Genomic DNA, 13782 nt, shown 5'->3' with positions numbered 1-13782 from the left:
TAAAATCTTAAAATCCAAAAACTCTTTTTACGCAAAATAGGGCGTTATTTCAAAAACTCTTTCATCGAAATATAGCTATTTAGCGCGGAAATATAGGCTTTGGCAGTCGCACTCATCGTGTCAATGTCTATGCCGTGCCCCATCATCGCTCTTTTTGCGTCCTCAAAGGCTACTTTGACTACGACTTTTGCTAGAGCGTCTTTGCCTTTGCTTACGGATTCTACTTTGTATTCAAGCAAATGCCCGCTAATGCTACTAATCCTATCAATGCTTTTTAGCACGCAATCCACCGCTCCATTCCCAAGCGCACAATCATTATATTCGATTGCAGAATATTTCGCGTTAGATTTTTTAGAATCTTTTGCTTGCTTAGATTCTTTGGAGGGTTTTGAAGCGTTTTTAGATTCTAGTTTGCTTATGCTTACAGCAGCGCAGTATTTGCCACTGCTACACGCGCTCACTTGAAGCTGATTTAGGCTAAAGATTTGTGGGATATGTCTTGATTGTTCGCGCAAAATCGCGCTAATATCCTCATCAAAGACTTCTTTTTTGCTATCGCAAAGTTGCTTAAATTTTTCAAAAGCCACTTGGATTTCATCATCGCTTAATGAAAATCCTAAATCTTTGATTTTATCTCTAAATGCCGCCCTGCCCGAATGTTTGCCAAGCACTAAACCACTAAAACTAGGTATGCCAATATCGCTAGGACGCATTATTTCATAAGTTTGTGGGTTTTTTAGCACGCCATCTTGATGGATTCCACTCTCGTGCGCAAAGGCATTTTTGCCAACGATTGCTTTATTTGGCTGGGGGCGGATACCTGTGATGTCTGCAACTAGCTTGCTTGTGGCATAAATCTCTTTGGTGTTTATGCGCGTATCAAGCGCGGTTTTTTGCGCATTTGATTTTGTATTTGTTTTTGCGGATTTTGTGGATTTGTTTGCAAAATCTTGCACAAATAAATCCTTGCGCGTTTTTAGTATCATTACAATTTCTTCTAGCGCGGTATTTCCAGCTCTCTCGCCTAAGCCGTTTATGGTGCATTCTACTTGACGGACGCCATTTTGAATCGCTGCGATAGAATTTGCCACAGCTAGCCCCAAATCATTATGACAATGCGTAGATAACAATGCCTTATCCCCTACCCTATCTTGCAAAAACGCATAGATTTCGCCCATAAACGCCCCAATCTCATTTGGCAAGCGATAGCCCACAGTATCGGGTAGATTTATCGTGCTAGCCCCTGCTTCTATCACCGCTGGCAAGATTTCTTTTAAAAACCCTATATCGCTTCTAAGCGCGTCTTCACAGCTAAACTCTACATCTTCGCACAAAGATTTTGCCAATTTCACGGCATTTATCGCGCGCTTTATGACTTCATTTGGAGGGAGTTTTAGTTTGTATTGCATATGTATGGGGCTTGTGGCGATAAAAGTGTGGATTCGCTTTAGTTTGGCTGGTTTTATCGCTTTTGCAGCGGACTCTATATCGCTATCTAGTGCTCTCGCTAGGGAGCAAACACTCGTGGTGGTAAGCCTTTGGGCGATTTGGTTTATGGCTTCAAAATCCCCGGGACTAGAGGCTGCAAACCCCGCTTCTATCACATCTACGCCTAGTTTTTCTAATTGCAATGCGATTTGGATTTTTTCCTCGATATTCATCGAAGCCCCCGGGCTTTGCTCGCCATCTCGTAATGTCGTATCAAAAATGATGATTCTATCATTAGTTGTGTTTTTCATTTGATTTTCCTTTTTACAAAACTAGATTCTGCGTTTAGATTTTTGACATTTAAAAATCTAATTTTAGAATCTAACATAAAATCCGTGCCACGCTTTTTGCACAGATTTCACACAAAAACTCTAACATTTTTTAATAAGAACTTTGCACATAAGCACGATAAAACGCACAATGCCATAAAGCATATATATGCTTAATAACGCGCAAAAAATCTCCACATAAAATTTTGAACTAATAATCGCCGCAAGGGCGATTAGCAGGATAACAAATAGTTTTAGATTCCAGCGCAATTTTTTGAAACTAGGGTATCGGATATTGCTTACCATTAAAATGCTTAAAATAAATGCCAAAATAAGAAGCGCGTAGCTAAACTTGGGGGCTAAAAATCCATATCGCAAATCAAGCAAAATCCAAAGCACCAAAATCACTGCGGCACTCGGTATGGGAAGCCCTATAAATGTATTTGGCTCGATATTGCTTGTGGTTACATTAAACCTCGCTAATCGTATCGCACCAAAAATCACAAACAACGCACACACAAAGACACGATATAGCCCGTATTCGCCATCAAATCCATAATTTGCGCCAATCTGTGGAATATAATAATAAAGCAACATCGCAGGGGCAACCCCAAATGCCACAATATCGGCTAGAGAATCAAACTCCACGCCAAACTTGCTCGTAGTGTGCGTAAGTCTAGCCACCCTCCCATCTAGCCCATCAAACACCATAGCAAGCACGATAAGCCACGCGGCAAGCTCAAATCTAGTATTTGAAGCAAGCATCACGCTTACCACACCGCAAAAAATTCCCCCTGCGGTAAAAAGATTTGGTAGGACAAAAAGAGGATTGATATTCATTGCCTTATCCTTAAAATCAGATTCTAGCTATTTCGTGATTTTGGCATTATGCTTAATCTAGCTTATGCTGTTTTTGTGCTGTGATTTTGCGTCTTTGATAAAATCTAATCTTGCTATATTGATTTTTTAGCTCAAATCACGCTTTTTGTGTTGTTTTTGATTTTATGATTTAGCGTAGATTTCCCACTACGCTAACCCCCGCTTGGGTTTTATCCCCAATCCTAGCAATCATTTCGATATTGCCATAAACGCGCATTTTTACCTCTCCTACTTTCATAAACCCGATTCTATCGCCCGCTTTGTATTCGATAGGTGCATAAAATGAGGAATGCCTAAAAATGCGTGGCAAAAGCATAATCTCAAAATTTTTGCATTTAGCGTGCAGGGTTTCATTTAGATTTTCATTTAGCGGGGAAAAATACGCCAAAAGCCCCGCTTGCTTAGAGATATGAAGCTCTTTGCAGTTTGTGGGCGCACGCACCAACCCCACATCAAAAAATCCAACCTTAATATGTATGCAAATACCATTCTCTAATTGCTCAATATTTGTGATATAGCCATCTATGGGAGCTAGGATTATGTCTTTTCCCTGCTGTGTGGCTATGCGCTCAGGATTTCTATAAGCCCAAATCCAAGCCAACCCACCAACAATGCCGATAAACACACCAAATGAACCCCAACCCCAAAAAAACCAGCAAAACACTATCCAAACTCCAAACACAAAAAGTCCATTAAAACTCTCTTTGGTAATGATTTGTGTGTTGTTCATTTTGACTCCTTTTTTGGTTAGCATACTAGCCTATCTTTAAGCTATGCAGAGAAAATCTTACCACACATTGCTTGACTTTTTGGCTTCTTTATCGCAAAAATTATCACAAAATTTGAGTGCAAAATCAATGCAAGATTTACCATATTTAGATTTTTGCTAGATTTTATGCTTCCTCTTCTTGTGGGAGGATACGCGTTGGCATATTATTTTTTGTTTCAAAATCTGTGATGATTTCGCGCACACGCGAGCCATCGATGACTTCTTTGTCAAACAGCTCTTTTACCATTAGCTCTATCGCTCCATCATAGCTTTTTAGCGTCTTTTTGACTTCAGCAAAGCGAGAATCTAGCATACCCCGCACAAAGCTATCCACGCTCTCTGCCGTTTTTTCGCTAAATTCCCTAGAGCTACCAAAGCCACCACCCAAAAATGCGTTTCGTTGCTTTTCTAGCACCATTAGCCCATTTTCACTTGTCATACCATAGTAGCTTATCATCGCTTTTAATATATCTGTGGCGCGCTCTAAGTCATTGCTAGCACCTGTGGATATTTCGCCCAAAAATACATCTTCGGCTGCCCTACCCCCTAACAACACATCAACTTCTGCTAATAATTCGTGTTTTTGCATAAGGTATTTATTTTCTTCAGGGGTATTTAGCGTGTAGCCAAGTGCTGCCATACCGCGCGGGATAATAGAGACTTTATTTACCTTTGAAGCACCTTTTGTCATTTCAGCGATTAGGGCGTGTCCGCTTTCGTGGTAAGCCACTATTTTTTTCTCTTTTGGAGAGATTCTGCGAGATTTTTTTTCTAATCCTGCTATTCCGCGCTCTACCGCTTCTTTTAGGTTGCTTTGGGATACTTCTTTTTGATTATTTCTGCCTGCAAGAAGCGCGGCTTCATTGATGATATTTGCCAAATCCGCTCCTGCAAGCCCTGCGGTAAGTTTTGCGATTTCTTCCAAATCCACATCACGCGATAATTTCACAGCTTTGATATGGACTTTTAAAATCTCTAGCCTACCACTAAAATCTGGTTTATCTACCAATACTTGCCTATCAAACCTACCCGGTCGAAGCAATGCAGGGTCAAGCACTTCAGGGCGATTTGTCGCGGCTAGCACGATGACAGGGGCATTTTCACTACCAAATCCGTCCATTTCTGCTAGAAGTTGATTTAGTGTTTGCTCTCTCTCATCATTTCCACCTACCATTCCCCCTGCGGCACGAGATTTACCAATCGCATCAATCTCATCGATAAAAATAATGCTAGGGGCTTCTTTTTTTGCCATTTCAAACAAATCTCTCACACGACTTGCCCCAAGCCCTACAAACATTTCAATAAAACTACTTCCGCTCATCGAAAAAAACGGCACATTTGCTTCGCCTGCTACGGCTTTTGCTAGCAGGGTTTTACCCGTGCCCGGGGGTCCTACTAAAAGCACGCCTTTTGGGATTTTTGCCCCCACAGCAGAATATCTATCGGGGTATTTTAGAAAATCTACGATTTCTACGACTTCTTCTTTTGCCTCTTCATTTCCAGCCATATCATCAAATTTTACTTTTGGTTTTTCGGCATTTACGAGCTTTTTTGAGCTTCCCATACCAAAGATTCCGCCACCCATATTTTTTTGCATACGACTTGCCAAAAACATCCAAAGCCCAAGAAAAATAAAAATAGGCAAAAGCCACCCAAACATATCAGTCAAAAAATTGCTCTCACTAAATCCGCCATAAGAAATATTATGCTCTTCTAGCAACGGCACAAGCGATGGGTCAGCCACTTTTCGCGCCACAAAAGTAATCTTTGCACCATTAGAATCTATGCCGTTTGCTTTGATGAGAGTTTGCCCGATACTTACATTGCTAACCTGCCTGCTAGCAATAAGCTGTTTTAGCTCATAATACTCGACACTGCGAGTCGCGCCACCACCAAAAGCGGTGCTAAAAAGCGTGGATTCGCCACTGCTAAATTTCACCACAAACATAGCAATCACAGCAAATACGATAAAAAGTAAAATCGGATTTTGCTTCATCGGTGGTGTAGGTGGCTTTTTGCCACCATTTTGTGGGTTATTTTGTGTATTTTGTTCCATTTGTTTCCTCTTAAAAAATGTTTATTGTGTCAAAAGACTAGTCAAAAGACTAAAGGCAAAATTATAATATATTTTGGCAAGAAATTAGGCTAATAAAGCAAAATTTAGGCATACCCATTCATCTTTGTTTGTTTCATCAATTAGCACAAAATTAGAATCCTTAGCGCAAAAATGTGAAATGATAAGTCTTGCTTTTTCTTGTATGATACCTGATAGTATCAATCGTTTGGTGGATTTTGGTTGATTTTGTGTGGTGCTTGCGGGATTTGAAGTGTGCTTTGAAGTAGGATTTGAATCGTGCTTTAAAGCCCGCAAAAAATCATCGCGCAAAGGCAACAACACATCAGCTAAAATATTTGCACAAATAATGTCGTATCGATTTGTCATTGTTTCATCTTGCGCTAGAAGCCTATCAAGTGTGCTTATATACGCTTTTTCATAGCTTACGCCATTTTGGGCGAAATTTTTTTGCGCCTGCTCTATGGCGTATTTATCTATGTCGCAAACCTCGACTTTTGCTCCCATTTTTGCCATCGCGATACCTAAAATCCCACTCCCACAGCCCAAATCTAAGCATTTTTTATCGTTTAACCCCATCTCTAAATCAAGCCTATGCAAACTCTCCAAACACAAAAAAGTGCTTGCGTGATGTCCAGAGCCAAACGCAAGCGAAGGGTCGATAATCATTTCAACCATTTTTGCGCTATTTGCGCTATTTTCGCTATTTTTGTGGTTTTTTGCCTGCGCTGTGTTTGTGGTATTTGCAGTATTTGTGGCGTTTGTGGCGTTTGCCGATAGTTTTTTGGATTCTAGTGTTTTAGACAAAGGCTCGCACCAAGATGGACGGATATAAAATCTAGCGCATTGTATAGGGCTAACCCCCTTTTTATAAGCCTCTATCCAATCGATATTTTTGCATTTTTGGCTTTTGTAAGCAAAACCTATTTTTTCCTCTACTCGCGCGCTTAAAACATTTGCAAAATCTTTTAGCGATTCTAGCAATGCTTTAGGATTTGATTGTGCGCGGATAATGATGGCGTTTATGGTTTTAGATTTTGCGTTTTTTGTAGTAGTGTAGATTTGGCTAAAATCCGCATTGAAATAGTCCCATTTGCAACTTTTGTCATTTTTGCCATTTTTTATAGATTCCGCAGTTTTAATGTTTTTGGTAGTTTTGTTTGTAGTGTTTTTTGTAGATTCTTGCCATTCTTTCAAAGTGATAGTTTTTTGCTCAATCGCTTCTTTTGTGATTTCTAGCACAAAATCACAAAACACATCAAAATAATCCGTAGGAATAACGCAAGTTTCGTAATAATAAGAATTCATAATCTAGCATTTATACAAGAATCAATAAAGCGTGGCAAACACGACTCAAACGACTTTGCCCTATGTCTCAATGATGTCTCAATGTAAAATTAGTCATTTACCCCTAGCACGACTTCTAGCTTTTCTTTTAGCACTTGGGGGGTAAATGGCTTTACAATGTAGTTATTCACGCCTGCTTTTAGCGCGGTTATGACTTCAGATTTGCCACCCTCCGTAGTTACCATAATGATTGGAATCTCTTTGTATCTATCATCAGCGCGGACTTTTTTTACCAAATCTAGTCCATTCATTTCAGGCATATTCCAATCCGTAATCAAAACCCCTATACCCTCTTGCCCGTCCATAATCTCCCACGCTTGCACGCCGTGTTCAGCTTCTAAAATATCTTGGTAGCCTAGTCGCTCAAGAGTGTTTTTTATGATTCGTCTCATTGTGGAGCTATCATCTACGACTAATAATCTCAAGGGAAACTCCTTTAATCATTTGTTTTAGTTAAAGGGCAAATCGGCAAATTGCTACGCACCTTTTAAAATTATGGAATAATAGCATAAAAACCATTAAGATTTTCCTATTCTTAGCTTATTGTGTATTTTGCGAATATATGCGATTGGCAAATGCGACAAAATCACCAAAATCCCACAAAACCTAAAATCTATTTTTTTTAACGCTTCTATTCAATGCTTCTTTATCAACTATTCTTTTTAACACCTCTTTGCAATGCTTCTTTTAAGTCGATTTTGCCTTCATAAAAAGCCTTGCCGATGATAAGCCCCCCTTTTAGATTCTCTTTTGCAAAAGCCCTTCTTAAATCAATAACATCTTCTATGCCTTTGCACCCGCCACTTGCGATAGTTGGCTTGCCAGAGGCTTTGGCAATCGCTAGCGTAAAATCCACATTTACCCCGCTTAATGCCCCATCTTTTGAAATATCCGTGCAGATAATCGCCTCTATCGCAGAATCCGCATATTGCTTTGCTAGCGCACTCGCTTCTATCTCACTTACGCTTCCCCAGCCCTCTATTGCGACTTTTCCTCCCCTAGCGTCTATGCCAACCACCACAGGATAAATGCTTGCCACTTGCTTAGTAAATTCTACATTTTTTAGCGCGATAGAGCCTAGTATCACGCGATTTACACCGATATTTATGTATTTTTTGATAGATTTTTCATCGCGGATTCCCCCGCCCACTTGGATTTTTAGCGAAGTATTTTTGCGCAAAGATTCTATCAACGCTAGATTTTCTTCCCTGCCACTAAGCGCGCCATCTAAATCCACGATATGCACCCATTTTGCCCCGCTTTTTTCAAATTCGCTCAAAAAATCAGCCGCCTCCCCATAGATTTTTGCGCTACTAAACTCCCCTTGATATAGCCTCACAGCCTTGCCACCTTTTAAATCAATCGCAGGAAAAATTTCTAACATTTTTACCACCTTTATCAAATATTTTAAAAAAATCTTGCCTAGATTTTGCGTTTTGACTTTGCATTTATTTTTTTAGATTTTACGCAAGAATCGCAAAAAAAGCGCAAAATCAAAACCAAAATTATAGCCTTTTAGCAGGATTTCGACTAAGATTTAGGCAAAAATTGCTAAAATTTTGCGCATATTTTTTTAGCAATGGAGTTTTTATGCCATTAAAAAAGCAAAATTTAGAGCCAAAAAAGCCCAAAATCCAACATCTACAAAATCAAAACACACAACACATAAACAACGATTCTCTTTTTTCTCTAATCAAATGTTTTGAGTATCTCAAACCATACTACATTGACGCGCTTGACGCGCTTTGCGTGGTGCTACAAATCTGCTTGCTAAAAATCCACTACAAAAAAGACTACGCCAAATTGCTAAAAACAAAATCGCTAAAACTAGATAAAAACAGCGCAAGAGAGCTATTTCACACGCTTTTAGAATCAAAAATAGATTTTAGCCAAAATCCTAGCCAAATCCCCGCTACAAAATCCCCAACCACAAAATCCCACGCTACAAAATCAAATACAGATTCTAGCCACCCTAAATTTATCCCCCTAGATTCTAAAGCAAGTATGCAAAAGATTTTGCGCTTTATCGAGCAATGCTCCATTTCAAGCAAAAATCCTGCTTTTTGCAATGCCTTTATCGAGCGATTTTTAGACATTATCACGCAGAAAAAAACCTCAAACAAACTTTATTTTTACTCCACGCCTAGCGAGATAAACGAGCTTTTAGTAGGGATTTTGGACATAAAAGATGGCGAAGAAATATACAACCCCTGCTATGGCATAGGAAGCGTATTTTTAAGCCTAAAAAACCAAAATATCAAACTCTATGGCGAAGAGCTAGATTTTAAGCTAGCGTTTATCGCAAGGCTGGTTGCGCGTATTAGCGGGATAAAAAACACGCATTTAGGCATAAGCGATATTTTGGTAAATCCGCTTTTTAGAATCAACGCTTTGCAAAATCCTGTGCAAAAACCTGCGCAAAATCCCGCAAAAAATCTATCCCAAAATCTCACGCAAAAATACAACACGCAAAGTCAAAAAAACCTAAAAACTCCGCAAAATCCAAAATCCAAACAAGAATCTAGCGACTTTGTAAAGTTTGATAAAATCCTTTGCAATCCCCCGCTAAACGCGCAAATGAGCACAGAACACCTAAAAGATGATTCAAGGTTTGCAAAAACAGGCGTCTTGGTAAAATCCTACCCCGAACTAGTTTTTTTAACCCATTCCTTAGCGCATTTGAAGCAAAAAGGCGTTTTTATCGTGCGAAATCAGACTTTGCTAAAATCCGCATTGGAGGGCAAACTCCGCTCATATCTGTGCCAAAATGGGCTTATAGAGGCAATCATAGAGCTACCAAAAAATATTTTTCCTCATCAAAATTATGATTTTTCGGTGATTGTGATTTCTAAGGGCAACAAAGAGATTTTGCATATCAACACAAATAGCGAACATTTCTACACCAAAGACGGCAAGTATAATCGCCTAAAAAATATCGATAGAATCCTAGAAATCTATCGCTACAAAAAGCTAACCCCACATTCTGCCCTAACCCCGCTTAGCAAAATCTACCCAAAAGATTTGCGCGCCCAAAGCTACATAAACTCGCGCTTACAGCCATTAGCCCAAAACACGCTAAGTCATTTTAGCCACCATAATGCGATAAAACCCCACCTAAATCTTGCAAAAGATTTTAGTTTGCAGGATTTAGGGGTGGAGATTTTTCGCGGGCAAAGAGTGCAAGGCACGCAAAACGATGAGGATATTGAGTTTTATGATATTGGGATTGCGGATTTTGCGATTTGTGGCTGGACGCAGAGTTTTGGTAGCAAAAAAGATAGAGGCAATATCGCAAAAATCCACAAATATCACATAAAACCCTACGATATTTTGCTCTCCCTGCGTGGCATAAGCCCCAAAATCGCTATCGTAGGCACACAGGCTATGCACAAAAAAGAAGTGTGGCAAACCAAAAGCATAGACACTACACACGCAGACAAAATCCCAAGCGTGGTAAATGCAGGCATAATCGTGCTTCGCGCTCCAAGCGCGGAGGTGGCTATCGGGCTTTATTGCTATTTGTTTTCTACACAGGGAGAGGAAATCCTCTCAAGGCTATACAAAACAAACACCGATGGCGTGATAGACACCCAAAGCCTGCTAGCTTTGCGCGTGCCAAGCGACTATGACAAAAACGCCGCACAAAAAATGGAAAAACTAGACAACGCAAAAAACAAAATCTATGCGATAGAATGGGAAATACAGGGCATAAAAGATGGCAAATAAACAAAATCCAAACTCACAAAAACCAAGCGCGCAAAAACCAAAAACGCAACAACGCAAGACGCAAAATCCTAGCAACAATCCGCAAAAAAGAAAAAATCCACGCGATTTTGCGCGACAAAAAAGCAAAATCAACATTTTGCAAAGCGGGATTGTCAATATCACGCAGGGCAAAAACTTTTGCGTGGTAAATCCCACAAATCTATATGGCTGTCATTTTGGGGATAATTGCTTTGTGGGACCATTTGTAGAGGTGCAGAGCGAAGTAACAATCGGGCATAACTGCCGTATCCAAAGTCATAGTTTTATTTGCTCTCTTACGCGCATTGGCGATGATTGCTTTATCGGACACGGCGCAATGTTTATAAATGATTTGTTTAGCGAGGGTAAGCCTAGTGCTAGTAAATCCAAATGGCGTGGCGCAAACATAGGAAATCGCGTAAGTATCGGGAGTAATGCTACGATTTTGCCCGTGAAAATCTGTGATAATGTCGTAATCGGCGCAGGAAGCGTGGTAACCAAAGACATCACAAAAAGTGGAATCTACGCAGGAAATCCAGCCAAAAAATTACGCGATTTGTAGGAAATATCGCAAAATATAAGATTTTGCAAAATCTTTATAAATTTGTAGGTGGATTTTTGCGCATATTAGAATCTAACATTTATTCAAATGTTAGATTTTGTTATTTGATGGTAATTTTTTGGATTATGATTTTTGGATTGCGTTTTTTGTTAGGAATTTGTGGCTTTTATTGGCATTTTGGATAAGCAGGGACAATCACATATTTTGATTTTTTATCCCCATTTTTTATTCCTAGATTTTTTGCCTTTTGTGCGCTAAAAATCAAAAACTCCGAATTTACCGAGCTATTTTCATAGCTTGGGTTATCCTCATTTAGAATCTGCACTTCCTTGCCACCTTTGAATATTTTGCGTTTTACTTTGATTTGTGCTTGTTTTTTGTTGCAGTTAAAGCACACTTTTGCAGGAAGCCTAGCTTTTTGCCCATCGATTGTGATGATAGGACTGCCTCCATCAGAGCTTACCATTGTTACAAATGCTTTTGAACAACCGCTAAAAAGAAATGCCAATAAACCAAATGCTAATATTTTCAACACATTATTCAAAACATATTTCATTTTTGCCTCCTTATTTTATGTTGCATTTTTGCGGATATACGGGGATTATTAGTTGCTCATTGCTGTATTGATATGCAGCACCTGACACCAAATCAATATTAAATGATATAAGATAAAGCGGATATATAAACACAGGCCAGCTAGCTTTTGGATTACTAACTTTAGCACCAATGACGGCTGAATGCACCCTGCTATCTTTATAGCCCGCATTATCCACTGCTAGCACTTCGATAAGCACACCTTTTCGTGGTAGCTCTATTTCTGCGGGCAGTTGCACTTTTTCTTTGCCGATGGTTGCGACTACACTTTGCCTATCTGAAGTCATAAGTAGCACTTTTTGATTTGCCCCATCTATCATCGTAGCACAGCCACTAAACAAAATCCCAAAAATCACCATACATAACAAATATGTCCCTGTTTTCATATTTAAATTCTCCCTTGTGTTGATATTTTTATATTTCTTAAGTTTTTTACCAATCCCACTCGCCATCTTGTGAGATACTTTTTGAGCTGGTTTGTTTTTCCTCTTTTTTTGGTGGATTTTCAAACCTCTGCTTATCCTCAAGCCATTGTCTCATAAAATCACTTCTAATATGCTGTGATACATAGGTAGTGCATTCTTGCTTTTCGATGAGTGTGAATTTTGCGCTCGTGCTAAGCCCTCCGCTTAGCTCCATTTTGACACAATAGATTTTCCCAGCTTGTGGAGTGAAATAAATATGCTTTCTAGCACCCATTTTGGCAGAGATAAATACAGGCTCTCCACTTGGCACAATATCCATATAAAACGCCTCGCCCGGTCGCGTAAATCCAAAGAAATATCCCTCGCTAAAGTCATTATTTGCTTGCTCTAGCGTGTGTATAGTGGCATTGTAGCGAGTAGTGTAGTAGAGAGTTTTATTTGGCATAAAGCCATAGATTCTAGCTTTGTTTGGAGGTGGATTTTGTATGCCATTTATTTTTTCATTTAGCACAAATCCATAATCTTTGTTTGGGTCATATTTTTGCTTTGCTTGGGCTACACTAGAAAATAGCGCAATAACACAAAGGCTTATGATAAGTTTTTTCATTTTTGCTCCTTTATTTGTATTCATAGCGCGCACCCACGCTTGCACCGCGTGAAATCTTTGTGTGCAGATTTGGGGCTATGTGCGCTTGAGTGAAATTCCAACTAAGTGCGTGATATTTGCCAAAAACTTCGATTCCGTGTCGTTTCGCAAAGCTGTATCGTAGCCCTAGTTGTATGGGTAGGGTAGCAGAAATGGTTTTGTCTGTGGTGTCATAAATGCTTGTGTATGTTGGCGTGCAGATTCCACCGTAGTATGAATTTATACAATCAGGTTTTGCTTTTTCATACAAACCACCGATTAGAAAATCTATCGACACGCCAATCGTCCCAAAAAGTCGCAATGATTGATTTTTGTGTCGCCACACATCGCCAAAAAATCCCGTGTGATAATACATAGCGTATAAAAAATCGCTTTTGTTTGCTTCTAAACTCGTGCTGTAATAAGAAATCTCATAAAGCCCACCATTTTTCCAATTTATATCTATAAATTCCATTCCTACACCAAAAGTCCAGCCAAATCGTTCTTTTATGTAATAGTTTCCATTAAAATACAAATCTACACCGTGCGCTAAAGAATTGTCTTTGGTTAATTCTTGTCGCACGATTCCATCTCCAAATAGCGCAGGTTGTGCAAAACTTTGTCTAGCATTAAACCAGCTTGCGACATATCCTATCCCAAATTCAAAAGAAAAATTGCCTCTGTTGCGATTTTGCAGTTTTGTAGGCAGTTGTTTTGGTTGTTGGGTGTTTTGAAAATCTTGCGTAGTTGGTTGATTTGGTTGTGTAGTTTTAGTAGTCTTAGATGAAAAATCTAAAGTATTATCAGCGTTTGCCTGCACAAATGAAAGGCATACTAAAAGAAAAAGGCTATTTACAAGAGAGAGAGAGAGTCTTTGTGATTCATAGATAATCTCCTTTGGAAATGTTTTTATGCGTTTTTAGCTTCAAGCCAAAAAACAAGCAAAAATCATAACGCATAAAAATACAAAAAAAGTAAATTAAAAAAAATTTTGTTTTTTTATAAA

At 39.2% G+C, this 13782-nt stretch carries 13 protein-coding genes; 2 read left to right on the top strand and 11 right to left on the bottom strand.

Translation table 11 applies throughout. The features are described from left to right. Nucleotides 1-44: 44 nt before the first annotated feature. The 7 genes from ACWIUO_RS09380 to hisA form a co-directional block, all read right to left on the bottom strand. A complete protein-coding gene (locus ACWIUO_RS09380; RefSeq protein ID WP_454177639.1) occupies nt 45-1739 on the bottom strand; it encodes a 2-isopropylmalate synthase in 1695 nt (564 codons plus the stop codon). Between the two features lie 120 nt (nt 1740-1859). Continuing rightward, entirely contained in the window at nt 1860-2597 is a 738-nt protein-coding gene (pssA, locus tag ACWIUO_RS09375; RefSeq protein WP_454177638.1) for a CDP-diacylglycerol--serine O-phosphatidyltransferase, read from the bottom strand. 169 nt (nt 2598-2766) lie between these two features. Next, nucleotides 2767-3366 carry a phosphatidylserine decarboxylase gene (locus ACWIUO_RS09370; protein WP_454177637.1) on the bottom strand — a complete coding sequence of 200 codons (600 nt, stop codon included), beginning with the start codon at nt 3364-3366 and terminating at the stop codon, nt 2767-2769. Nucleotides 3367-3529: 163 nt separating this feature from the next. Then, nucleotides 3530-5353, bottom strand: a complete 1824-nt coding sequence (ftsH, locus tag ACWIUO_RS09365; RefSeq protein WP_454177668.1) for an ATP-dependent zinc metalloprotease FtsH — start codon at nt 5351-5353, stop codon at nt 3530-3532. A 192-nt stretch (nt 5354-5545) separates the two neighbouring features. Then, on the bottom strand, nt 5546-6787 hold the full coding sequence (locus ACWIUO_RS09360) for a 50S ribosomal protein L11 methyltransferase (RefSeq protein ID WP_454177636.1): 1242 nt from the start codon (nt 6785-6787) through the stop codon (nt 5546-5548). A gap of 89 nt (nt 6788-6876) precedes the next feature. Next, nucleotides 6877-7251 carry a chemotaxis response regulator CheY gene (locus ACWIUO_RS09355; protein ID WP_454177635.1) on the bottom strand — a complete coding sequence of 125 codons (375 nt, stop codon included), beginning with the start codon at nt 7249-7251 and terminating at the stop codon, nt 6877-6879. 224 nt (nt 7252-7475) lie between these two features. Continuing rightward, nucleotides 7476-8210 carry a 1-(5-phosphoribosyl)-5-[(5-phosphoribosylamino)methylideneamino]imidazole-4-carboxamide isomerase gene (hisA, locus tag ACWIUO_RS09350; RefSeq protein WP_454177634.1) on the bottom strand — a complete coding sequence of 245 codons (735 nt, stop codon included), beginning with the start codon at nt 8208-8210 and terminating at the stop codon, nt 7476-7478. Between the two features lie 206 nt (nt 8211-8416). Between hisA and ACWIUO_RS09345 the strand changes: the two genes are divergently transcribed. Continuing rightward, complete coding sequence (locus ACWIUO_RS09345; protein WP_454177633.1) at nt 8417-10552, top strand: N-6 DNA methylase; 2136 nt, start codon at nt 8417-8419, stop codon at nt 10550-10552. Further along, a complete protein-coding gene (locus ACWIUO_RS09340; RefSeq protein WP_454177632.1) occupies nt 10542-11132 on the top strand; it encodes an acyltransferase in 591 nt (196 codons plus the stop codon). Before ACWIUO_RS09345 ends, ACWIUO_RS09340 begins: the two co-directional genes overlap by 11 nt. A gap of 166 nt (nt 11133-11298) precedes the next feature. On the opposite strand, the gene ACWIUO_RS09335 is transcribed toward ACWIUO_RS09340, so the two are convergent. From ACWIUO_RS09335 to ACWIUO_RS09320, 4 genes are read right to left on the bottom strand one after another with little or no spacing between them, the layout of a single operon-like run. Next, nucleotides 11299-11688: a hypothetical protein gene (locus ACWIUO_RS09335; protein WP_454177631.1), complete on the bottom strand. Its 390-nt coding sequence runs from the start codon at nt 11686-11688 to the stop codon at nt 11299-11301. A gap of 10 nt (nt 11689-11698) precedes the next feature. Then, nucleotides 11699-12112 (bottom strand): hypothetical protein, encoded by a 414-nt coding sequence (locus ACWIUO_RS09330; protein ID WP_454177630.1) that lies wholly within the window; start codon nt 12110-12112, stop codon nt 11699-11701. Between the two features lie 46 nt (nt 12113-12158). After that, nucleotides 12159-12758, bottom strand: a complete 600-nt coding sequence (locus tag ACWIUO_RS09325; RefSeq protein WP_454177629.1) for a hypothetical protein — start codon at nt 12756-12758, stop codon at nt 12159-12161. 10 nt (nt 12759-12768) lie between these two features. Next, on the bottom strand, nt 12769-13596 hold the full coding sequence (locus tag ACWIUO_RS09320) for a hypothetical protein (protein ID WP_454177628.1): 828 nt from the start codon (nt 13594-13596) through the stop codon (nt 12769-12771). Between the last annotated feature and the right edge of the window lie 186 nt (nt 13597-13782).

This window comes from Helicobacter sp. T3_23-1056 (assembly GCF_053654535.1).
This window is presented reverse-complemented; position numbering and strand designations above follow the sequence as displayed.